Origin of the sequence: Streptomyces noursei ATCC 11455 (assembly GCF_001704275.1) — a bacterium.
Classification (GTDB): Bacteria; Actinomycetota; Actinomycetes; order Streptomycetales; family Streptomycetaceae; genus Streptomyces; species Streptomyces noursei.
The window spans coordinates 1,185,128-1,205,489 of sequence record NZ_CP011533.1; the positions used below are offsets into that span (position 1 = coordinate 1,185,128).

Below are 20,362 nucleotides of genomic sequence, written 5' to 3' on the forward strand. Positions count from 1 at the left end.
CCCAACAGCCGGCCGGGGACGCCGTCCAGCGTCACGCGTGCCTGCGGGCGGGTGGCGTCCATCGGCACCCGACGCTCGCGGTGGACGCCGGGCCCGTCCACCGGGACGTCGAAGAGCGCGATCCCGGCGTCGGTCCGGGCGGCGACCACCAGCAGGTCGGCGTCCGCGCCGTCCAGTACGTGATCCTTGACGCCGGTCAGCCGCCACCCTCCACCCGGGGCCCGACGGGCCGCGGCGCGGACCGCGTCCGGCTCCCAGGAACCCTCCTCGGCCCAGGCCAGTGCGCCCACCGCGGCCCCGTCGGCGAGGGCGGGGAGCAGCGCGCCGTCCCCGCAGGCGAGCAGTGCCTGGGTGGTCAGCACCGCGGACCCGAGGAACGGCACGGGAGCCAGCGCCCTCCCCAACTCCTCCATCACCACATGGACTTCGAGCGGTCCGCAGCCGGCCCCGCCGTACTCCTCGGGGACCGCCAGCCCGGTCGGCGTCGGTCGGGCAGATGGTGACGACCCCGGCGGATTCGGTGAGCCCGTAGGCGGTGCAGACGTCGGGGATGCCGAGTTCGTCGCGGATCCGGACGACGAGTTCGGCGGGGACGGTGGCGGCGCCGGCGGCCGGTGGTGCCGGAGGTGAAGAGGATGTCGGAGAGGTCGTCGGGGCCGACGGCGTCGGTCCGGGCGGCCGGTTCGGCGTCGCCGGTGCGGTGGCCGGCCGCCAGGTAGGCGGCGTAGGAGAGGGTGTCGGGCCGCTCCCGTTCCGACGGTGGGCCGTCGTCGCGGAGCACGACGGTACCGCGCAGCCGGCCCAGGTCCTCGCCGGAGTCGTGCAGCAGGTCGTCGTAGTCGCAGCCGAGGAAGCCGCGGGCGGTGAACAGCACGGTGGCGCCGCTGCGGCGGATGATGTCGGCGGCACCGGCGTCGACTGGCGTTCCGGCGTCAACGGCGCACCGCTACTGACCGCGGCGCTGGCCACGCTCGAATGCGAGCTGGCGGACGTACTGCCCGGCGGCGACCATCTGATCGCGGTGGGCCGGGTCACCGCCCTGACCCCCGCGGAGCGGCTGCGCGAGAACGGGCCGCTGCTCTACTTCCGGCGCACCTACGGGCGCTTGGGCCCCTCGTCGCCGGCGCCGTCGGCGGCTTCGGCGGCCGCCATCTCGTCCAGGTCGGCCAGCATCGCGTCCGCCAGGTCGCGTTCGGAGGCGTAGTACCGCTCCGACCACTTCAGGGCGAGCGAGGGGTAGGCCCAGGCCGCTTCGGCGCGGGCGCCCGCGGCGTCCGCCTCGGCGCGCCGCCGCATGGTCTCGGCGTACTCCCGGTGCCGACCGAGCACCTCGCGCATCTGGTCGGCCTCCAACAGATGCCCCAACCACAGGCGCAGCATCACCCCGTGCTTGAGCACCGGCGGCTCCACCGGCGCCTCGCGCGCCCACCGCCTGACCGCCGCCATGCCCTCGTCGGTGATGACGTAGACCCGCTTGTCGCGATTGCCGGTCTCCTGGGCGACCATCCGCGAGCTGACGTAGCCCACCTTCTCCAGGCGCTTGAGCTCGCCGTAGATCTGGCTGAACGACGGGCTCCAGTAGAAGAAGCGCAGCGACCGGTCCGACCACTTCTTGAGGTCGTAACCGGACAACTCCTCGCCGAAGGACAGCAGTCCGAGCACCGCCCAGCTGGTCGCCGGCAGCGCCGGGCGCTCCGCGTCGTCCCCTGCCCGCGCTCCGCGCACCTTCTTCTCCGTCACGCTCCGCAGTCTACGGCCTGGGTCGCGTCCACGAAGTCCCGCCCGCCGCCGTGCACCCGGCACGTCCCCGGGCGCTCGACGGGACATCGCCGATGCCCCTTCCCCGCCACCACATATACCTGCTAGACATATTCCTATTGGAAATACTCTCCACGCCCTCCAGAACGAGGAGACAGTTCCGTGAAGTTCTCGATGATCTTCGAGGCGCAGCTGGCCGACCCGACGCCCGAACGGGAGCGCCAGGTCATCCACGACTGCGTCGAACAGGCCGTCTACGCCGAGGAGATGGGCTTCGACCGCATCTGGGCGGTGGAGCACCACTCGCTCACCCAGTACGCGCACATGAGCGCCTCGGAGATCTTCCTCACCTGGGTCGCCGCCCGGACCTCCCGGATCCGGATCGGCCACGGCGTGGTCACCATGCCGTTCGGCTACCAGCACCCGGTGCGGGTCGCCGAACGGGCCGCGATGCTCGACGTGCTCTCCGGCGGCCGGGTGGACATCGGTGCCGGACGCGGCGCCACCAAGCAGGAGATGGCGATGTACGGGGTCCGTCCCGAGGACACCTATCCGCAGATGGAGGAGGCGCTGCGGATCTTCGGCAACGCCTGGCGGGCGGAGACCTTCGAGTGGCACGGCGCACTCGACATCGGCCCCGGCGCGATCCTCCCCCGCCCCGTGCAGGCCCCGCACCCGCCGCTGTTCATGGCCTGCTCCAAGCACGACACCCTCAAGCTCGCCGCCGAACTGGGCATCGGCGCCCTGGTGATGGGGTTCGCCGGCGCCGACGACGTGCGCGCGATGCGCAGGGTCTACGACGAGGCGATCGCCACCCGCGGCGGCGACCGCTTCGTCTCCACCGAGGCCAACGACCACTTCTCCGCGCTCTGCCCGACGGTCGTGCTGGACGACGGCCCGGCCGCGTACCGCATCGGCACCCGCGGCCAGCGGTTCTTCGCCGAGGCGATCGCCCACTGGTACGGCAACGGCCCGGCGCCCACCGTCCACGACGAGCACGACGACCACGTGGCGGCGCTGGCGCAGGACCGCGAGGAGCTGGTCGCCAAGCTGCACGAGGCCGACATCCCGGCCCGCCCGGTCGACACCGGCACCTACAACGCCCGGCACGCCTACGGCACCGCCCAGGACGCCATCGCCTACGTCGAACAGCTCCGGGAGATCGGGGTGGACGAGGTGATGTGCCTGATCCAGATGGGCACCGTGCCGCAGGAAGCCTGCCTGGAGACCATCCGGCACTGGGGCGAGACGGTCGTCCCGCACTTCCGGGCGCTGGAGGGCCGGTCATGACCGTCGACGGGGCACGGCTCGACGGCAAGGTCGCGGTGATCACCGGCGCCGGTCGCGGGCAGGGCGCGGCGGAGGCCCGGCTGTTCGTGGCCTCCGGCGCCCGGGTGGTGCTCGGCGACGTCCGCGAGGAGGAGGGCCGGGCGCTCGCGGCCGAACTGGGCGACGCGGCCCGGTTCGTCCGGCACGACGTCACCGACGCGGACGGCTGGCGGGCGGTGGTCGACACCGCGGTCGCCGCCTTCGGCCGGCTGGACGTCCTGGTGAACAACGCCGCACTGTGGCGGACCGCGCCGGTCGACCAGGAGACCGAGGAGAACTTCGACCGGCTGCTGCGGGTCAATCTGCTCGGCCCGTTCCTGGGCATCCAGGCGGTGATCCCCGCGCTGCGCACGGCGGGCGGCGGCTCGATCGTCAACATCTCCTCGACCGCCGGACTGCGCGGCATCCCCGGTCACTCGGCGTACGGGGCGAGCAAGTTCGGGCTGCGCGGGCTCACCAAGTCCGCCGCGCTCGACCTGGCCGGCGACCGGATCCGGGTCAACTCCGTCCACCCCGGCATGATCGACACCCCGATGGTGGCGGACGTCCTGGGCCCGGCCCTCGGCGAACAGGACTGGCCTCGGGTGCCGCTGCGCCGCGTCGGCCGCCCGGACGAGGTGGCGGAGCTGGTCCGCTTCCTGGCGTCCGACGCGTCCGGGTACATCACCGGCGCGGAGTTCGCGGTGGACGGGGGGCTGACCACCCGATGACCGACACCCCGCCCGGGCCGGCCGCCGGCGCCCCCGATCCGCTCTCGCCCCGGGCGCGGCTCATCGTGGACGCGATGTCCGCGGACTTCCCGGACCCGGCGCGCGGCCCGCTGGACGCCGCCGCGCTGCGCCGCGCCTCCCGGGCCGCCCCGCCCGAGCCCGGCGACGACGGGATCGCCTCGGCCGACCGCACCGTCCCCGGCCCGCCCGGCGCGCCCCCTCTCCCGGTCCGCGTCTACCGGCCGGACGGTCCCGCCGCCGGGCCCCGCCCGCTGATCGTCTTCTTCCACGGCGGCGGCTGGGTGCTCTGCGACCTGGACACCCACGACGGTCTGTGCCGCCAACTCGCCCGGCGCTGCGGAGCGGTGGTGGTCTCGGTGGACTACCGCCGGGCCCCCGAGGACCGCTTCCCGGCCGCCGCCGAGGACGCCTACGCGGCGACCGCCTGGGCCGCCGCGCGAGCGAGGGAGCTGGGCTGCGACCCTGCCGGGGTGGCGGTCGCCGGCGACTCCAGCGGGGGCAACCTGGCCGCCGCGGTCGCCCTGATGGCCCGGGACCGCGGCGGCCCGCCGCTCGCCGCCCAACTGCTGCTCTACCCGGCCCTGGACCACCGGCTGGCGGGCCGCTCGGCCGTCGACCACGCCACCGGCTTCTTCCACACCACGGCCCATATGCGCTGGTACTGGGACCAGTACCTGGGCCCGGACGGCGACCGCGGGCACCCGTACGCCTCCCCGGGGCTCGCCCCGGACCTGACCGGGCTGCCGCCCGCGCTGCTGGTGCTGCCCGAGTGCGATCCGCTGCGGGACGAGGGGCGCGCCTACGGGGAGGCGCTGCGGGCCGCCGGCGTGCCGGCGCGCGTGGCCGAATACCGCGGCACCTTCCACGGGTTCCTCGGGGCGGCCGGGCGACTGCCGGCCGCCGACGCCGCACTGGGAGCGGCCACCAACTGGCTGGTCGGCACGCTGTGTGACGGTGGCGTGACGAGCGGGTGAGCGGCGGGTGGCTAGGGTGGTGACACTGTGCGGGGACGCCATGGCGGCCCGTCGATGCGGTGCGCCGCCGCACGTCGAGTGCCAGACTTGAAGCACCGCGCCCGGCCGCCGGCCGGGGCCCATGTGACCGAGGGGAACGACATGACCTGGGCATCTTGGACGACGGTGGGGATTCACGCCCGCCCCGGCGCGGTGCAGACCGAGGAGGTCGGCCCGATGCAGGGCGACCTGACCATCCACACCACGTGGTCGGAGGACGAGGCGCACGTCGCCGTCCAGTACACCGGCTCCTCGGACTGGTACACCATGGTCGGCAGCCCCGTCCCCTGTCACTCGGAGGCGGACAGCCGGGCCTTCCACCAGGCCGTCGTCGAGGCGGTCCGGGGCGGCGAGAAGGCCCACGCGTCGTTGGAGGAGCTCTTCCGCACCGGATAGCCCCCTCGACATCCCCGCACGCAGGCCGGGACGGCGATCGCCGTCCCGGCTTCGTCATGCCCGGAAACTTCCGCACGCCACGGGGCAACCCCGGCGCGGTCTGGTGAGTCTCTCCCGTCGGAACACGATTGGTCATCTTCCGACTACCTAAAGCTGATCAATTATCAATTTTTGACTACCTAGTGTTGAAAATTGATCATTTCCCTTTACATGCCCATGCCAGGCAGACCAGGGTCTGTGCGGGGCCGGACGGCCCCCGCGGTGCGCAACGCCACCGCGTGTACGGGCGGTTGGCGCATTCCACCGCTCACAGCACATAAGGACGCAAACCTGTGCGTAGACCCCACATACGCAGTCGCCGCCTGGCGATAGCCCTGGCCGTGACCACGGCCGCCACCCTCAGCGCGGGCGCCGCCGTCGCGACGCCGGCCTCCCCCACCGTCTCCCCCTCCGCAGCATCGACCGCCGGCACCCCCGCGATCGTCGACGCGGCGCGCGCCGCCGCCTACGCCCACTCCGCCACCACCGGCGTCGGCGCACAGGACACCCTCAAGGCCACCGACACCCTGGTCGACGCCGACGGCCGCCGGCACGTGCGGTTCGTCCGCACGCATCGCGGCATGCCGGTGCTCGGCGGCGACCTGGTCGTCCACCTCGGCGCCGACTCCTCCTACCAGGGCGTGACCCGGGCCGCCCGCCACACGGTCGATCTGCCCACCGCCGACCCGAAGCTGTCGGGCCGCCAGGCCGCCGCCAAGGCCGCCGCCGTGGCACAGGGCACCGCCGGCGAGCCCCGACTCGTCGTCGACGCCCGCGCCGGCCGGACCACCCTCGCCTACCAGGTGCAGGTCGACGACAGCGGCACCGCCGAGGCCGGCGGCGCCCGGACCGTCGTCATCGACGCCGCCACCGGCAACGTCCTCAGCAACATCCCGGTGAACGAACCGTTCCTGTCGCCGTCCGTCCAGCACAAGCTCCGGCAGCGCGGCGAACGACTCACCCCCGGCACCGCGGTGGCCGCCACCCCGCCCGCCCCGGGCAAGCCCGCCGCCGGCCACTACCCGGCCCCGGCCACCGGCTCCGGCATGTCCTTCTTCGTCGGCACCGTGCCGCTGTCCACCACCCAGACCGCCAAGAACGCCTTCGTCCTGCGGGACGGCACCCGCGGCAACACCGAGACCCGCGACGCCGGCGGCAAGGAACTCGACAAGTTCCTCTCCGGCAAGCCCTTCACCAGCGGCACCGACCGCTGGGGCGACGGCACCACCGGCAACCGCACCACCGCCGCGGTCGACGCCCAGTTCGGCATCACCAGCACCCTGGACTTCTACAAGAAGACCTTCGGCCGCAAGGGCATCAAGAACGACGGCGCCGGCGCGCACGCCCTGGTCCACTACGGCGCGAACGTCGGCAACGCCTTCTGGTCCTCGGACTGCGGCTGCATGCTCTACGGCGACGGGGACGGCAAGCTCTTCACCAAGCCGCTGGTCGTCCTGGACGTCACCGGTCACGAGCTGACCCACGGCGTGGTCGACGCCACCGCCGGCCTCGAACCCACCCGCGTCGACCCCGAGGGCCGCCAGTTCGGCGAGCCGGGCGCGCTCAACGAGTCGCTCGCGGACATCTTCGGCAGCGCGGTGGAGTTCGCCACCAACAACCCGAAGAACCCGCCCAACTACCTCATGGGCGAGAAGCTCGGCCTGGCCCAGAAGTTCCTGCGCCGACTGGACAAGCCGTCCCTGGACAAGCTCGAAGGGACCGTCGACTACTGGTCGAAGGACACCTACGACACCGAGGTGCACGCCGGCTCCGGGGTCTCCTCGCACGCCTTCTACCTGCTGGCCGAGGGCAGCGGCAAGAAGACCATCGGCGGCGTCGCCTACGACTCCGCCACCTACGACGGCGCCAAGGTGACCGGCATCGGCCGGGACAAGGCCCTGGCGATCTTCTACCGGGCGCTGACCCGGTACATGGTCTCCACGACCGACTTCCACGACGCCCGGACCGCCACCCTCCAGGCCGCCAAGGACCTCTACGGCGCGGGCAGCACCGCGTACCGGACGGTCGATCGCGCCTGGGCCGCGGTCAACGTCACCGCCGCCAACGCCCCCCGGCGCTGACCCGGCACCGCACCGATCGGACCGGTGCCCCCGCCACGCGGGGCACCGGTCCTGGCCGGCCGGGGTGCCGGCGCCTACGTTGACGCCATGACCGTGCGCACCGGGCGGGAGCGCCGCCTCGGCAGCCCCGCCGCGGCGGGCGTCTTCGCGATCGGCATGGCCGGGACGACCCTGCCCACCCCCCTCTACGGGCTCTACCGGCAGCAACTGGGCTTCTCCGAGCTGATGGTGACGGTGGTCTTCGCCACCTACGCCGTCGGGGTGATCGCGGTGCTGTTCGGCGCCGGCAACGTCTCCGACGCCACCGGCCGGCGCCCGGTGCTGTTCGCCGCGCTGGGCCTGTCCGCGGCGAGCGCCCTGTGCTTCCTCCTCGAGGGCGGGCTGCCGCTGCTGCTGCTCGGCCGGGTGCTGTCCGGCTTCGCCGCCGGGCTGTTCAGCGGCGCCGGCACCGCCGCCGTCCTCGAACTGGCCCGCCCCGGGCGGGAATCCCGGGCCAGCTTCGCCGCCACCGCCGCCAACATGGGCGGACTGGGCTGCGGCCCGCTGCTGGCCGGGCTGCTCGCCCAGTACGCGCCCCGGCCACTGGCCCTCCCCTTCCTCGTCCACCTGGTCCTGCTGGTCCTCGCCGCCCTGGTCACCTGGTTCCTGCCGGAGACCGTCGCGCACCCGAGCCGGCCCCGCTCCCCGCGCCCCCAGGGGCTGCGGATCCCCCCGGCCGTCCGCGGGGTGTTCGCCCCCGCCGCCATCGCCGCGTTCGCCGGCTTCGCGCTCCTCGGGCTGTTCACCGCGATCGCGCCGAGCTTCGTCGCGCGGACCCTCGGCGAGCACAACCTCGCGGTCTCCGGGGCGGTCGTCTGCACGGTCTTCCTGGGCTCGACGCTCGGCCAGGCCCTGACCGGCCGGCTCGGCGCCCGCACCGCCCTGCCGGTCGGCTGTCTGATCCTGGTGCTGGGGCTCTGTCTGGTCGGCGCCTCGCTCGCCGCGGACTCGCTGCCCGTCCTGGTCGCCGGCGCGCTGTGCGGCGGCACCGGCCAGGGCCTGGCGTTCCGCGCCGGACTCACCGTGGTGGGCGCCGCGGCCCCGCCGGAGCACCGCGGCGGCACCCTGTCCGCCTTCTTCCTCGTCGCCTACCTCGGCATCTCCCTGCCGGTGGTGGGCGTCGGCGCGCTCACCATGGCCCTGGGGCTGCGCGGTGCGGGGCTCGTCTTCGCCGGATGCGTCATCGCGGTGGCGGTGGCGGTCGGCGGGTACGTCCTGCGGCACCCCCTGCCGGCGGAGGACGCCGCCTGAACCCCGTGTGTCCCCTCGGGACTGACCGGCCGGATCCCGGGCAGGGCTCCAACGACCGTTTCCCACAGTCGGGTTGGATGGTCCGCGAGCGTCGGCGACGACACGGCGACGCCCCCGGGGAACGCCCGGACACCCACAGGAGCGAGACGTCCGGAAGGAGGGCCGCCCGTCCGCCGGCAGACCCGGCGGTGACGATCCGGTGGCCGCGCACCACACCGGTACAGGGCCCGCGCGCATGCATCGAGCCCCGTGCCGGCACTCGGCACGCCGCACCCCAGGAGTCCCCGTATGACCGACACCCGCGCCACCGCCCGCCCGGCCGACGCCGCCCCGCCCGACGACTGCGAGCTGCTCGTCCGCGACGCCCGCCTGCTGGTCGTGGACGCCGAAACCGAGATCCGCGGCCCCGTCTGATCGACGCCCAGGTCCGCACCGCCCAGGACCTCGGCTTCCGCTTCCACGCCACCCGCGGCTCGATGACCCGGTCGACCGAGGACGGCGGTCTGCCGCCCCGCTCGATCACCCAGGCCGCCGAGGAGGTGCTGGCGGACAGCGAACGCCTGGTCCGCGCCTACCACGACCCGGCCCCCGGCGCGCTGATCCGGGTCGCGCTCGCGCCCTGCTCACCGTTCTCGGTCACCACGGAGCTGATGACCGCCACCGCCGAGCTGGCCGAGCGGCTCGACGTCCGGCTGCACACCCACCTCGCCGAGGACCCGGACGAGGACGCGTACTGTCTGGCGACCTACGGCTGCCGTCCCGTCGAGTACTTCGAGTCCGTCGGCTGGATGACCGACCGGACCTGGGTCGCGCACTGCATCCACCCCGGCGAGGCCGAGCTCGCCGCACTCGCCGCCGCCGGCGTCGGGGTGGCGCACTGCCCCAGCTCCCACATGCTGATCGCGGGCGGCACCGCGGCGGTCCGGGAGATGCGCGGGCTCGGGATGGCGGTCGGCATCGGCTGCGACGGCTCCGCCTCGACCGACCACGCCTCGCTGTGGCTGGAGACCCGGAGCGCCCTGCTGCTGGGCCGGTACCGCGGCGGCCCGACGACGATGACCGCCCGGGACGCGCTGGACCTCGCCACCCGCGGCTCGGCCCGCTGTCCGGGCCGGGCGGACGAGCTGGGACATCTGCGCCCGGGGGCCTGCGGCGACCTCGTGGTCTGGGACACCCCCGAGGTGGCGCTGGCCGGGGCGCTCACCGACCCGGTCGAGGCATGGCTGCGCTGTGCGCCGTCCCGGGCCTGGGCCACGGTCGTCGGCGGCCGGGTCCTCCTGGCCGACGGGCATCCTCAACTCCCCGCCCTGGAGGAGAAGTTGCGGGAAGCGGTGGTGGATCCGCGGGGCGACGACCGGCAGCATCCCGACCCCGATCGCCGCCGCCGCGACGAGGAGGTTGTCGCCGTGGTCCAGCGCGGCCCGGCGCAGAAGGGAGATGCCGACCATCGCGATGGTGGCGAAGCACATCAACGAGGCGCCACCGACGACCGGTTGGGGCAGGGAGGCGATCAACTCGCCCAGCTTGGGGAGCACGCCCAGGAGCACCATGGCGGCGCCGCCGGCCGCGGTGACGTACCGGCTGCGGACGCCGGTCATGAGGGTGAGCCCGATGTTCCCGGCGAAGACGGTGTCGGGGAAGGAGTTCATGGCGCCGCCGAGCACACCTCACAGACCGTCGGCGGACAGGCCGCGCCGCAGGGCCCGGTCGGTCAGTGGCCGCTCCACCGCCTTGCCATGGGGGTGACGCAGACGAAGGAGCCGCCGGTCACCAGCGGCAGCCTGGCGCCGAGGAGGCGCCCGACGCCCAGGCTCTGCACGAGGGTGATGACGCCGGCGACGAAGACGTCCGTGTTGACCAGGACGCCGACCGACGCCTCGTCCAAGCCCGCACCGGCCCCGAACATCAGCGGCACCGCGATGGCCCCCGCGTACATCACCAGCGCGTGCTGCACACCGAGGCCCACCGTCCGGCCGGCGGTGGGGTGCCGTTCCCCGTCGGCACGGGCGGCGCGAGGGCTGTGGTGATGGTCAGTCACCCTTGGCGGCACGCAGTCGGGCCGCCTCGCGGGGCGAGTTGGCATTGGGATTCCCTGCCCGGGAGCCGCCCAGTTTCTCGGCGAGGTGCCGGCCGACGGTCGTGGGCGGGTACAGCGGCTCGGTGCCCGCCGGGACGCAGCCGGGCAGAGCGCTGATCTCGGCATCCCAGTTGCCGTCGTGGAAGAAGGCGGTGGAGCGGCGGCGCACCACCCGCCCGGTGGCGTCGGTCGGCGGCAGCACCCGGTGCAGCGTCGAGCGCCACCGGTCGTTGGTCCAACGGGCCAGCAGATCACCGAGGTTGACGAGGAGGCAGTCGGGCTCCGGCAGCACGTCGTGCCAGCGCCCGTCGGTGTCGAGGATCTGCAGCCCGGGGATCCGGTCGGCCCACAGCACGGTGACGATGCCGTAGTCGGTGTGGGCGCCCATGCCCATCCGGTCGCGGTCGAGGACCACTTCGCGCTCGGGGGGCGGGTAGTGGTTCATCCGGAGCACGTCGAGGGAGTGGTCGGTGAACGGTGCGAAGTGGTCCGCCGGCAGATCCAGGGCGTGCGCGAAGATCCCGGTCAACCGGCGGGCGAGCCCGCCGGCCTGGGCGCACCACTCCTCCACCGCCTCCCGGAATCCCGGCAGTGCCGGCCAGATGTTGGCCGGGTAGTGGGCCGCGGGCAGGTCCAGATCCGGGAAGGCGGCGGCCTCCGCCCCGACGTTGAACGCCTCGAAGAGGTCCTCGGCCGCCGCCGGTACGCCCAGGCTCAGGCTGAGCTTCTCGGTGCGCGGCGGGGTGTAGCCGCGGTTGACGCCCGGGGACGGGGAGCGCAGCGCCTTCTTCTCGTCCATCGGGAGGGCGAAGAAGGCGTCCAGCGCCGCGGCGAACGCGTGCGCCGCGGCGTCGGCGATCCCATGCCCCTTGATCTGCATGAATCCGACGGTGCGGGCGGCCCGGTCGATCTCGCCCGCGATGCCGGCCCGGTCGGCGGCGGTGCCGTCCGCCCAGGCGGAGATGTCGATGACGGGTACGTCGAGTGCCCCGTTCACGGCCGTGGCCCTGCCCATCGCAGACTTCCTTCCCTCGCGCCGTTCCCCTCCCGGGGGCGTCCGCCGGTCCCGCGCGGCGCCCACCCTCCCCTATCCGCTTCAACAGTTTGATGAACTTCTTGTTAACGCTCCCGAACCGAACAAGCCGAAATCAGCCGCCCATTGACCGGGACACCTCGTCGACTTCCCTTTATGCGGCGCGTCTTCGCCGATTTCCGGACACGCGCGCAGCCCCTCAGCGCGCCGGCGCCCGCCAGTCCGGCGCGCGTCCCAGCAGCGCCAGGATCCGGTCCAGTTCCCCGGCACCCTCGGCCACCGGCAGGCCGGGCCGGAAGGAGCTGCCGGCGGCGAGCCGGTTCGGGCCGTCGGGGACGGCGCGGGCGATCGGCAGCGACGCGTCGAGGAGTTCGGGGTCCGGCGCGTAGGGCAGGTCCAGCGTGCGGGCGAGGTCCCAGCTGTGGACGACGTAGTCGATGAGGTGGAAGCCCATGGCCCGGGCGGCGGGGACGGTCCGCTCGGTGGTGAATTCCGGGAGCGCGAACGGGCGGTCGGGGTCGTCCACGGTCACGAAGGCCGCGAGGACGTCCTCGGCGGCATGGCGGTAGCGCGTCACCACCGTCGCGATGTCGTCGCCGAGCGGGCGGACCGCCCAGTGCGCCAGGTCCTGCCCGCGCCCCAGTGCCGCCGCCGCGAACCCCCGGTGCTGAGCCGTCAGATGGCCGAGCAGCGCCGCCAGGTCCCAGCCGGCGCAGGGCGTCGGCCGGGCGAGATCCCCGGGAGCCAGCCGGTTCACCAGTGCCACGCTGTCGCGCACCGCGCGGGCGTCGAGCCTGCGCAGGCGGTCCAGGTCCGGCGCTCCCGTCGTCGCGAACACCTCGTCCACCGCGTCCCGTTCCGAGTTCGTATGCATGTGCCTACGATCTGCGCGAGCACATGATCTGTCAAGGGGTATTTTCCTTTCCATGGCCGAGAACGCAGCACCCAGGGACACCCCGACCGGAGGGCGGCCGACGGCCCGCCCCGACCTGGCCGCGATGCTGGTCCCGCTGTGCCGCGCCCTGGTGGACGCCGAGCGGCCGGTCCTGGACGCGCACGGCCTGACCATGTGGGCCTACTCCGTGCTGCTGCGCCTCGACGACACCCCGATCCGCACCCAGGCCGCCCTGGCCGACGCCATCCGGGCCGACCGGACCCGGATCATCCCGGTCCTCGACGACCTGGAGTCCCGCGGGCTGATCCACCGCCGTCCCGACCCGGGGGACCGCCGGGTCCGGCTGGTCTCCCTCACCCCCGACGGACGGCGCGTGCGGGACGCCGTCCAGAGGGACATCCAGCGCGGCGAGGAAGACCTGCTCACCCGCCTCCCGGCCGCCGACCGGGAGGGTTTCGTGCGCGGCCTGCTGGCCCTGCACGCCCTCCCCGGGATCCCGCCGCACCGCACCTCCGGCGACGCCTGAGCGCCCCCGGAGGACGACCCGGCAGCGAACGCGGCGGGTGCCGGCCGGGCCCGCCCGAAGGCGGTGGTTCCCAGCCGGCACCCGCGTGCTGCTGCGTCCGATGACACGACGCGGGAACACCGGGCCCGCCGGCCCGGCGCCCGCTCAGTTCTCCCAGGCGCGCTCCCTGCCGTGTGCGAAGTGACCCCGGTGCGCACCGTCATGGAAGATCGGGTTGCCGTCGATGACGGCCGCGTCGAACGAGTAGCCCTGGTACCAGCCCTTGCCGTAGCTGCGCTCGTTCTGGTCGTCGTCCCCGGCGAGGGCGGTGCCCGCCGCGCCGAGGACGAGGGTGGCGGCCAGGGTGCTGGCAGCGATCGCGGCACGGATACGCATGTCTGCTCCTCAGGAAGCTCGAAGTGTGATTATCAGCGCTTTCAGGAATCACCCTGGCGATACCGACCAAAACCCCACCTACCGCCAATCGTGCGGGCCCCGTCACCCGGAACCGGCGACCCCACCGCCTCGCCACCGGGCCGCGTTCGCATCAACTCTCCGTCTTTGCCACCGAGTTGGCGGACTACGCCGGGGCGTCCCCGGAACGGTCACGGGGCGGTGCGGGGACCGGTCGCAGCCCGAGCGTCACCAGAATGACGGCCACCGCCAGGAAGCCGGCGAGCACCGCGAAGCCGGTCAGACTGGTCCCGGTGGCATCCGTGAGCCAGCCGACCAGGTACGGACCGGCGAAACCGCCGAGGTTGCCGAGCGCGTTGATCAGCCCCATCGCCACGGCCACCACCTCGAAGCGGAGCAGCTGGCCGGGGATCGCCCAGAAGGGGCCGTAGGGCGCGTAGACCGCGGCGGCCGTGACGCACAGCAGCAGCATCCGCGGCAGCGCGCCGTGCACCGCCTGACCGAGCAGCAGCGCGACGATGCCCACGACCAGGGGCAGGGCGACCGCCTGCCGCCGTCGGCCGGTGCGGTCCGACCAGGCGGCGTTGGCGATCATCGCCACGAGCGCGACGGTGAACGGGACCGCGGTCAGCAGCCCGACCTCGGTGGCGGAGCCGTTGTGGGTGAGCTCCTTGATGACGGCGGGCAGCCAGAGGCTGAAACCGTAGAAACCGGTGATCCAGAAGAAGTAGACCCCGATGAGGACCAGGACCGACGGCTGCCGGACCGCGCCGAGGTAGGAACCGCCGCCCGCCACGGGCTTGGCGGCCTCGTCGGCGGCGATGGTCCGGGCCAGGTGGTCGGCCTCCGCGGAGGAGATCCAGCGGGCCTGGGCGGGACGGTCGGCGACGGCGAACCACCAGACCACCGCCCACACCAGCGGCGGCAGCCCCTGGAGGACGAGCACCCAGCGCCAGCCTGCGTGGTCGAGCATCCAGCCGGACAGCGGCGCCATCAGCACCGACGACAGCGGCAGACAGGCCATCCACAGCGCGTTGGCGCGGGCCCGCTCGCGGAGCGGGAACCACGAGGCGAGCAGGATGAGGACGGCCGGCCAGACACCGCCCTCGAAGAAGCCCAGCACGAACCGCGCGGCGTAGAACTGGGCGCGGGTCTGCACCAGGCCGGACAGGACCGCGGACAGGCCCCAGGCGACCATCAGGATCAGGACGGTCTTCCGGGCGCTCCAGCGCTGGGCGAGGACCGCCGCCGGGATCTGCAGGAAGACGTAGCCGAGGAAGAAGATGCCGCCGGCCAGGCCCTTGTCGGCGTTGGAGAGGTCCAGGTCGCCGTGCATGTACGGGAGGACGACGGAGACGTTGTTGCGGTCGAGGTAGGCCAGCATGTACATGATCGCGGCCACCGGGATGACATAGACCCAGCGCTTGGCCGGTACCGCCGCCGGGTACCCGGCGGCGGTACCGGCCGCCGTGTCGCGGATCCGCGAAGCGTCGTTCGTCCCCGTCATGTGACTGCGTCCTCCCCCGGTGCGGCTGCTCCCCCGGCCGCCGCGCGTCTCGCGCAACTGGAGGGTAGCAGTCGAGAGTTGGCCGGTCAGTAGCCGTGATCGCCCGGTGCCTGCGAAGCCCGGTCCGCGTCGGCCAGCGCCTGCTCGGTCCAGATCACCTTGCCGTCGCCCGTGTAGCGGGTGCCCCACCGCTCGGCCAGCTGCGCGATCAGGAAGAGGCCGCGACCGCCCTCGTCGGTGGTGGCGGCGTGCCGCAGGTGCGGGGAGGTGCTGCTGTGGTCGGCGACCTCGCAGATCAGCGAGGAGTCGCGGATCAGCCGGACGTGGATCGGGCCGGAGGCGTAGCGGATGGCGTTGGTGACCAGCTCGCTGAGGATCAGCTCGGTGGTGAACGCCTCGTCGGCCAGCCCCCACTCGATCAGTTTGCGGACCGCCGCGGCGCGCACCTGGGCGACCGCGGACGGGTCGGCGGGTACCTCCCAGTCGGCGATCTGCGCGGCGGCCAGCCGTCGGGTGCGGGCGACCAGCAGGGCGATGTCGTCGACCGGGTGGTCCGGCAGCAGCGCGTCGAGCGCCGCCTCGCAGGTGTCCTCCGGGGTCCGACCGGGGTGGCCGCCGAGGGTGCGGCGCAGCAGCGCCATGCCCTCGTCGATGTCGCGGGCGCGGTCCTCGACGAGCCCGTCGGTGTAGAGGACGAGGCGGCTGCCCTCGGGGAGTTCCAGCCGGCAGGTGTCGAAGGGCATCCCGCCGAGCCCGAGCGGCGGGCCGCCGGGCACCTCGACGAACTCCGCGCCGCCGTCCGGCCGCAGCAGCAGCGGCTGGACGTGCCCGGCGCGGGCCATGGTGCAGGCGCCGGTGACCGGGTCGTAGATGGCGTAGAGGCAGGTGGCGCCGGTGACCGGGGCCTTGGGACCGTTGCCGGTGCCCTCCGCGCCCTCGTCCTGGTCGATGCGGGTGACCAGCTCGTCGAGGTGCCACAGCAGCTCGTCGGGCGGGACGTCGAGGTTGGCGAAGTTGTGGACCGCGGTGCGCAGCCGGCCCATCGTGGCGGCGGCGTGCAGACCGTGCCCGACGACGTCGCCGACGACCAGCGCGACCCGGGTGCCGGGCAGCGGGATGATGTCGAACCAGTCGCCGCCGACGCCGCCCAGCCCCCCGATCCCGGCCTGCGCGGGCAGATAGCGGAAGGCGGCCTCGACGGCGTTCTGGTCCGGCAGGGCGCGCGGCAGCAGGCTGCGCTGGAGGGTGACCGCCATGGTGTGCTCGCGGGTGTAGCGGCGGGCGTTGTCGAGGCTCACCGCGGCGCGGGCGACCAGTTCCTCGGCCAGCGAGAGGTCCTCGTCGTCGAACGCCTCGGGGGTGTGCGAGCGCCAGAAGAGGACCACGCCGAGGATCACCCCGCGGGCCCGCAGCGGCACCGCGATCAACGAGTGGATGCCGTGCGCGACGATCTGCCGGGCGCGCTCGGGGTCCTGCCGCTGCCAGCCGGAGAACGCGGCGAGGTCGGCCTCCAGGACCGGTTCGCCGGCCGGCAGCCGGGTGCCGAGCACGGTGGTGGACGCGAACCGCATCGGCTCGCCGACCGGGTAGAGCGACCCGTTGGGCACCTCGCCGGCGACGGCGGTGCGGCGCATCTCGATGGCCGGCCCGGTGGCGGGCTCCTCGCCGCTCAGCACCGACTCGGCCAGGTCGACGGTGACGAGATCGCTGAACCGCTCGGCGCCGAACCGGGCCAGTTCCTCGCAGGTGCGCACCACGTCGAGGGTGGTGCCGATCTCGGCGCCGGCGTCGTAGAGCAGCTTCAGCCGGCCGCGGGCGAGGTCGGCGCGGCCGGTCAGGGCCCGGAGTTCGGTGGTGTCGCGGAGGGTGGTGACGCTGCCGGGCGGGCCACCGGCGCGTTCGGTGGAGCGCTGGTTGACCGCGAGCAGCCGGTCCCCGACCGGGTGCACCTCGTCGGTGACGATCCGGCCGGACTCCAGCAGCAGCGCGGTGGCCGGGTCGAGCCCCAGCTCGGCGACCTGGCGGCCCTCGACGTCGGGCGGGAGGTCGAGCAGCCGTCGGGCCTCGTCGTTGGCGAGCACCAGTCGCCCGTCGCCGCGGACGATGATCACTCCTTCCCGGACGGCGTGCAGCACCGCGTCGTGGTGCTCGTACATCCGCGTCATCTCTTCCGGCCCCAGCCCGTGGGTCTGCCGCCGCAGCCGTCGGCTGACCAGCGCGGTGCCGCCGGTGGTCAGCAGCAGCACGCCGGCCGCGACGCCGAACAGCAGCGGGAACTGATCGTCGACGACGCCGCTGACCTTGCTGATGGTGATGCCCGCGGAGACCAGGCCGACGACCTTGCCGTCGTGACCGATGACGGGCACCACCGCCTGGACGAGCGGGCCGATGGTGCCGGTGATCTTCTCGGTGACCACCTTGCCGGCCAGCGCGGGCCCGATGGTGCCGACGAACTTCTTGCCGATCCGGTCGGGGAGCGGGTGGGTGTAGCGGATGCCGTGGGTGCTCATGACGACGAGGAAGTCGACCTGCGAGCCCTTTCGGGCGGCCTCGGCCCGTGGCTGGAGCACGGCCGTGGGGTCGGGGCTCTTGAGCGCCTCCTCCAGGCCGGGGGAGTTGGCGAAGGTCTCGGCCACGGCGACCGAGCGGTTCCGGGCCTCCCGTTCCGCGTCGGTCCCGGACTGCAGCACCAGGGCCACGATGGCGGCGGCGACGAGCAAGACCACGATCGCCACTTGCAGGAGAAAGACCTGACCAGCGACAGTTCGCATCCTCAGAACCGAACGCGGGCGGCCGTAGCGTCCGGCCATGTCCCCTTTCTACACCTCCCGCATACGGTGGGCGAGCCGCACACTGCGCAGCGCAGCGGCGCCGGAAAGCGTGCGGCACAGCAGCGTCAGTAAAACCTGTCGGTATGTTTCCCGGCTACGGGTGTGCACTCCCCGGTCGCGTACATGTAACTCTTCCCACAGGGCGGGACGGTTGCGGACCGGCCGCGAATCTGCCGGGCGGGCCCGGCGCCACACGCAACGTTCCTGGTCAGCGGGGTTTACTCGGGAGTTGGGTGAGGCGTGGGGGAAGTCGGGGAACGGCCGGGGCCGCTCCGAGGGCCGCCGGGCGCGTATGAGACGTTCGTGGGCATGCATGTTGCAGCAGAGGAGATCCGTGCCGAGGCGGCCGTGCTCATCGACCACCATGCGCGCGGAGCGTGGCAGCCGAACGACGCGGACCGGAAGACCGCCGTCGCGCTGTTCCGCTTCCTGGAGACGGGGCTGCCGCTCGATGCCGAGCAGATCCGTGCCGCCCTCGCCCTCCCGGAGCCGGCGGCGCCGGTGAGCGCGGGCCTGCTGGCGCTGCTGCGCTCCACCGCGGGGCTGCTGGACACGACGGACGTGGCCGACGGCCCCGCCGGGCGGGACGCCGTCGACCACGTGTGTCTGCTGTTGGACGCGCTCGCGCTGTCCCGGCCGGACGGCCGGTGAGCGGACGGGGCGTTTGACGACGGACCCGGGGCAGCGCCCGGGGGCCGTCGGACGGGTCAGGGTCGGGCCGGTTCCGTCGTCTCCGTGGTTCCGGCCATTTCGTCCTCCGGGACCGAGATGACCCAGTGGCTGTCCTGTCGCGGGCGGAGGTAGACCGCCCAGTAGACGCCGGCCACCGCGATCACCCCGCCGGTGATCAGCAGGCTTTCGGCGCTCTGCTGGCACAGCACCCACGCCAGGACGATCACGATCAGCGCGGGGACCACCGGCCACAGCGGCATCCGCCAGGCCAGCCGGTGCTTGTGCTCGCCTCGGCGGGAGACCAACGCGCCCAGCGCGACGAAGACGTACATGCCGGCCACCGCCACGCCGGTCACCTCGTTGAGGGTGTCGAGGGTGACGAAGCACAGCGCGGCGCCGGGGACGCCGACCGCGAGGGTGGCCGCCCAGGGTGACCCGAAGCGCTTGCCGACGTGCGAGAAGATCCGGTTGACCGGGGTCGGCCAGGCGGCGTCGCGGGCGGAGGAGAAGACCACCCGGGAGTTCTGGATCACCATCACGATCGCCGCGTTGATGATCGCCAGGGCGATGCACAGGCTGACGAAGGTGCCGACGGCGGAGTTGCTCCAGCCCTGGACCATTCCGGCGAGGTTGCCGGCGCCGAGGGTCGCCAGGTCGGGGGCGCCGAGGGTGATGGCGACGACCGGGACGAGGACCACGGCGGCGCCGATGGCGAGCGTCCACAGCACGGTGCGGGAGACGTTGCGCCGCGGGTTCTCCATCTCCTCGGCCAGGTACACGGCGGTGGAGAAGCCCTGGAGGATGAAGAGCGCGGTGGCGAGCCCGGCCACGATCAGCCCGCCGGTGACCGCGGTACTGGTGCCGTGCCCGGCGTCCATGACGGGGTGGATGAGGGTGGTCGCGGACCGCTGCGTGTGGCTGAAGCCGAGGAACGCCACGACCGCGGCGGCCACCACTTCCAGTACGAGGAAGATGCCGGTGATCCAGGCGTTGGCGCGCAGGTCGAGCAGGCCCATGGCGGTGGCCAGCAGCATGACCGCGGCGGCCGTCATCTGCTTGTCCAGGTGCACCAGCGGGGCGAGGTAGTCGGCGGTGCCCAGCGCGATGATCGGGGGCACGATCATGACGACGATCAGGGAGAGCACGAAGACCAGCCAGCCGGCCAGCCGGCCCATCAGGGTGCCGACCATGGCGTACTCACCGCCGGAGCTGGGGATCAGGGTGCCCAGCTCGGAGTAGGTGAACGCCACTCCCACGCACAGCACCGCCGCGATCGCGATGGTCAGTGCCGTACCGGTGCCGAGGGTGGCGAACGAGTCCGGCACGATCACGAACAGCGAGGATGCCGGGGTCAGGCAGGACAGGGTGAGCAGGGTGCCGCCGACCACACCGATCGACCGGGTGAGTTTGGGACTGTCCGCCGGTGTCGCGGGCCGGCTCTTCGGCGCTGCGGTGGCGGTGGCAACTGGCGTGGTGGGCATATCGGTCATCCGGGTCCCATCGGTGCTGGAGGGCAGGAGGGGTGGCACTGCCACGGGTGGCGTGCCGGCGAGCGGTCGCACCAGATGCACTGCGGGGCCGCTGCGGTGACCGGAATACAACCTCCGTCCGGCACTCCCGTCAAGAGTTCGTTAACCTCATTCGGCAACGAAATCCGCAGCTCTTGCCGCAGCAAACACAGCTATCCATGCTCAGTTAGCCCTATCTGCGCGGAATCCGCGGGCTTTTTGGCGGGCTGCGGATTCTTCGGCGGTGCGGTCCGGCGACTTTCCACGTCACGCGCCCCACGGG

The 20,362-nt window shown here is 73.3% G+C and carries 18 protein-coding genes and 2 pseudogenes; 11 read left to right on the top strand and 9 right to left on the bottom strand.

Features of this window, described 5'->3' with window-relative positions:
* Positions 1–550: 550 nt before the first annotated feature.
* Positions 551–1,204 carry a flavin reductase gene (locus SNOUR_RS48000; RefSeq protein ID WP_312632005.1) on the top strand — a complete coding sequence of 218 codons (654 nt, stop codon included), beginning with the start codon at positions 551–553 and terminating at the stop codon, positions 1,202–1,204.
* Here the strand turns inward: SNOUR_RS48000 and SNOUR_RS04780 are convergent.
* Positions 1,096–1,740, bottom strand: a complete 645-nt coding sequence (locus SNOUR_RS04780; protein ID WP_067344133.1) for a PadR family transcriptional regulator — start codon at positions 1,738–1,740, stop codon at positions 1,096–1,098. The genes SNOUR_RS48000 and SNOUR_RS04780 overlap by 109 nt on opposite strands.
* 180 nt (positions 1,741–1,920) lie before the next feature.
* Here SNOUR_RS04780 and SNOUR_RS04785 point away from each other — a divergent pair, with 180 nt between their 5' ends.
* From SNOUR_RS04785 to SNOUR_RS49165, 8 genes and pseudogenes are all read left to right on the top strand, one after another.
* Positions 1,921–3,048 (top strand): LLM class flavin-dependent oxidoreductase, encoded by a 1,128-nt coding sequence (locus SNOUR_RS04785; RefSeq protein ID WP_067344135.1) that lies wholly within the window; start codon positions 1,921–1,923, stop codon positions 3,046–3,048.
* Positions 3,045–3,797 carry a glucose 1-dehydrogenase gene (locus tag SNOUR_RS04790; protein WP_067344136.1) on the top strand — a complete coding sequence of 251 codons (753 nt, stop codon included), beginning with the start codon at positions 3,045–3,047 and terminating at the stop codon, positions 3,795–3,797. Before SNOUR_RS04785 ends, SNOUR_RS04790 begins: the two co-directional genes overlap by 4 nt.
* The gene (locus tag SNOUR_RS04795) at positions 3,794–4,792 is read left to right on the top strand and encodes an alpha/beta hydrolase (RefSeq protein ID WP_067344138.1); all 999 of its coding nucleotides are present in this window, start codon (positions 3,794–3,796) and stop codon (positions 4,790–4,792) included. Before SNOUR_RS04790 ends, SNOUR_RS04795 begins: the two co-directional genes overlap by 4 nt.
* Positions 4,793–4,933: 141 nt before the next feature.
* Positions 4,934–5,227: a hypothetical protein gene (locus SNOUR_RS04800; RefSeq protein WP_067357702.1), complete on the top strand. Its 294-nt coding sequence runs from the start codon at positions 4,934–4,936 to the stop codon at positions 5,225–5,227.
* A gap of 332 nt (positions 5,228–5,559) precedes the next feature.
* The gene (locus SNOUR_RS04805; RefSeq protein ID WP_067344140.1) at positions 5,560–7,347 is read left to right on the top strand and encodes a M4 family metallopeptidase; all 1,788 of its coding nucleotides are present in this window, start codon (positions 5,560–5,562) and stop codon (positions 7,345–7,347) included.
* Between the two features lie 87 nt (positions 7,348–7,434).
* Complete coding sequence (locus SNOUR_RS04810; protein WP_067357704.1) at positions 7,435–8,637, top strand: MFS transporter; 1,203 nt, start codon at positions 7,435–7,437, stop codon at positions 8,635–8,637.
* A 288-nt stretch (positions 8,638–8,925) separates the two neighbouring features.
* On the top strand, positions 8,926–9,051 hold the full coding sequence (locus SNOUR_RS48005) for a hypothetical protein (protein ID WP_312636276.1): 126 nt from the start codon (positions 8,926–8,928) through the stop codon (positions 9,049–9,051).
* Positions 9,051–9,902 (top strand): annotated as a pseudogene (locus SNOUR_RS49165) (amidohydrolase family protein); the annotation flags it as partial. The gene SNOUR_RS48005 and the pseudogene SNOUR_RS49165, both read left to right, overlap by 1 nt.
* A 135-nt stretch (positions 9,903–10,037) precedes the next feature.
* Here SNOUR_RS49165 and SNOUR_RS49170 read toward each other — a convergent pair.
* The 4 genes and pseudogenes from SNOUR_RS49170 to SNOUR_RS04825 all read right to left on the bottom strand — a co-directional run.
* Positions 10,038–10,286: pseudogene (locus tag SNOUR_RS49170) on the bottom strand (solute carrier family 23 protein); the annotation flags it as partial.
* Positions 10,287–10,348: 62 nt separating this feature from the next.
* A complete protein-coding gene (locus tag SNOUR_RS49175) occupies positions 10,349–10,720 on the bottom strand; it encodes a solute carrier family 23 protein (protein ID WP_079142210.1) in 372 nt (123 codons plus the stop codon).
* The gene (locus SNOUR_RS04820) at positions 10,668–11,729 is read right to left on the bottom strand and encodes an isopenicillin N synthase family dioxygenase (RefSeq protein ID WP_067344141.1); all 1,062 of its coding nucleotides are present in this window, start codon (positions 11,727–11,729) and stop codon (positions 10,668–10,670) included. Before SNOUR_RS04820 ends, SNOUR_RS49175 begins: the two co-directional genes overlap by 53 nt.
* Before the next feature lie 217 nt (positions 11,730–11,946).
* The gene (locus SNOUR_RS04825; protein WP_079142212.1) at positions 11,947–12,621 is read right to left on the bottom strand and encodes a TIGR03086 family metal-binding protein; all 675 of its coding nucleotides are present in this window, start codon (positions 12,619–12,621) and stop codon (positions 11,947–11,949) included.
* A gap of 52 nt (positions 12,622–12,673) precedes the next feature.
* On the opposite strand from SNOUR_RS04825, the gene SNOUR_RS04830 reads away from it, so the two are divergent.
* A complete protein-coding gene (locus SNOUR_RS04830; protein WP_067344143.1) occupies positions 12,674–13,168 on the top strand; it encodes a MarR family winged helix-turn-helix transcriptional regulator in 495 nt (164 codons plus the stop codon).
* A gap of 144 nt (positions 13,169–13,312) precedes the next feature.
* Here the strand turns inward: SNOUR_RS04830 and SNOUR_RS47460 are convergent, their stop codons facing one another.
* The 3 genes from SNOUR_RS47460 to SNOUR_RS04845 all read right to left on the bottom strand — a co-directional run bounded on the left by SNOUR_RS47460 (position 13,313) and on the right by SNOUR_RS04845 (position 17,878).
* Positions 13,313–13,543, bottom strand: a complete 231-nt coding sequence (locus SNOUR_RS47460; RefSeq protein ID WP_067344144.1) for a hypothetical protein — start codon at positions 13,541–13,543, stop codon at positions 13,313–13,315.
* 184 nt (positions 13,544–13,727) lie between these two features.
* Positions 13,728–15,068, bottom strand: coding sequence for an MFS transporter (locus SNOUR_RS04840; protein ID WP_312632013.1), 1,341 nt, complete (start codon positions 15,066–15,068; stop codon positions 13,728–13,730).
* Positions 15,069–15,154: 86 nt separating this feature from the next.
* Positions 15,155–17,878: a SpoIIE family protein phosphatase gene (locus SNOUR_RS04845; RefSeq protein WP_067344146.1), complete on the bottom strand. Its 2,724-nt coding sequence runs from the start codon at positions 17,876–17,878 to the stop codon at positions 15,155–15,157.
* A gap of 330 nt (positions 17,879–18,208) precedes the next feature.
* On the opposite strand from SNOUR_RS04845, the gene SNOUR_RS04850 reads away from it, so the two are divergent.
* Positions 18,209–18,550, top strand: coding sequence for a hypothetical protein (locus tag SNOUR_RS04850; RefSeq protein ID WP_067344148.1), 342 nt, complete (start codon positions 18,209–18,211; stop codon positions 18,548–18,550).
* A gap of 56 nt (positions 18,551–18,606) precedes the next feature.
* On the opposite strand, the gene SNOUR_RS04855 is transcribed toward SNOUR_RS04850, so the two are convergent.
* Complete coding sequence (locus tag SNOUR_RS04855) at positions 18,607–20,061, bottom strand: APC family permease (RefSeq protein ID WP_067344150.1); 1,455 nt, start codon at positions 20,059–20,061, stop codon at positions 18,607–18,609.
* Between the last annotated feature and the right edge of the window lie 301 nt (positions 20,062–20,362).

Bases quoted from the DNA above. Each gene is read 5' to 3' on its own strand.
- SNOUR_RS04830 (WP_067344143.1), top strand. From the start codon at position 12,674: ATGGCCGAGAACGCAGCACCCAGGGACACCCCGACCGGAGGGCGGCCG.
- SNOUR_RS47460 (WP_067344144.1), bottom strand. From the start codon at position 13,543: ATGCGTATCCGTGCCGCGATCGCTGCCAGCACCCTGGCCGCCACCCTC.
- SNOUR_RS04825 (WP_079142212.1), bottom strand. From the start codon at position 12,621: ATGCATACGAACTCGGAACGGGACGCGGTGGACGAGGTGTTCGCGACG.
- SNOUR_RS48005 (WP_312636276.1), top strand. From the start codon at position 8,926: ATGACCGACACCCGCGCCACCGCCCGCCCGGCCGACGCCGCCCCGCCC.
- SNOUR_RS48000 (WP_312632005.1), top strand. From the start codon at position 551: ATGCCGAGTTCGTCGCGGATCCGGACGACGAGTTCGGCGGGGACGGTG.
- SNOUR_RS04840 (WP_312632013.1), bottom strand. From the start codon at position 15,068: ATGACGGGGACGAACGACGCTTCGCGGATCCGCGACACGGCGGCCGGT.
- SNOUR_RS04845 (WP_067344146.1), bottom strand. From the start codon at position 17,878: ATGGCCGGACGCTACGGCCGCCCGCGTTCGGTTCTGAGGATGCGAACT.
- SNOUR_RS04800 (WP_067357702.1), top strand. From the start codon at position 4,934: ATGACCTGGGCATCTTGGACGACGGTGGGGATTCACGCCCGCCCCGGC.
- SNOUR_RS04810 (WP_067357704.1), top strand. From the start codon at position 7,435: ATGACCGTGCGCACCGGGCGGGAGCGCCGCCTCGGCAGCCCCGCCGCG.
- SNOUR_RS04795 (WP_067344138.1), top strand. From the start codon at position 3,794: ATGACCGACACCCCGCCCGGGCCGGCCGCCGGCGCCCCCGATCCGCTC.
- SNOUR_RS49175 (WP_079142210.1), bottom strand. From the start codon at position 10,720: ATGCCAACTCGCCCCGCGAGGCGGCCCGACTGCGTGCCGCCAAGGGTG.
- SNOUR_RS04850 (WP_067344148.1), top strand. From the start codon at position 18,209: ATGCATGTTGCAGCAGAGGAGATCCGTGCCGAGGCGGCCGTGCTCATC.
- SNOUR_RS04820 (WP_067344141.1), bottom strand. From the start codon at position 11,729: ATGGGCAGGGCCACGGCCGTGAACGGGGCACTCGACGTACCCGTCATC.
- SNOUR_RS04790 (WP_067344136.1), top strand. From the start codon at position 3,045: ATGACCGTCGACGGGGCACGGCTCGACGGCAAGGTCGCGGTGATCACC.
- SNOUR_RS04855 (WP_067344150.1), bottom strand. From the start codon at position 20,061: ATGACCGATATGCCCACCACGCCAGTTGCCACCGCCACCGCAGCGCCG.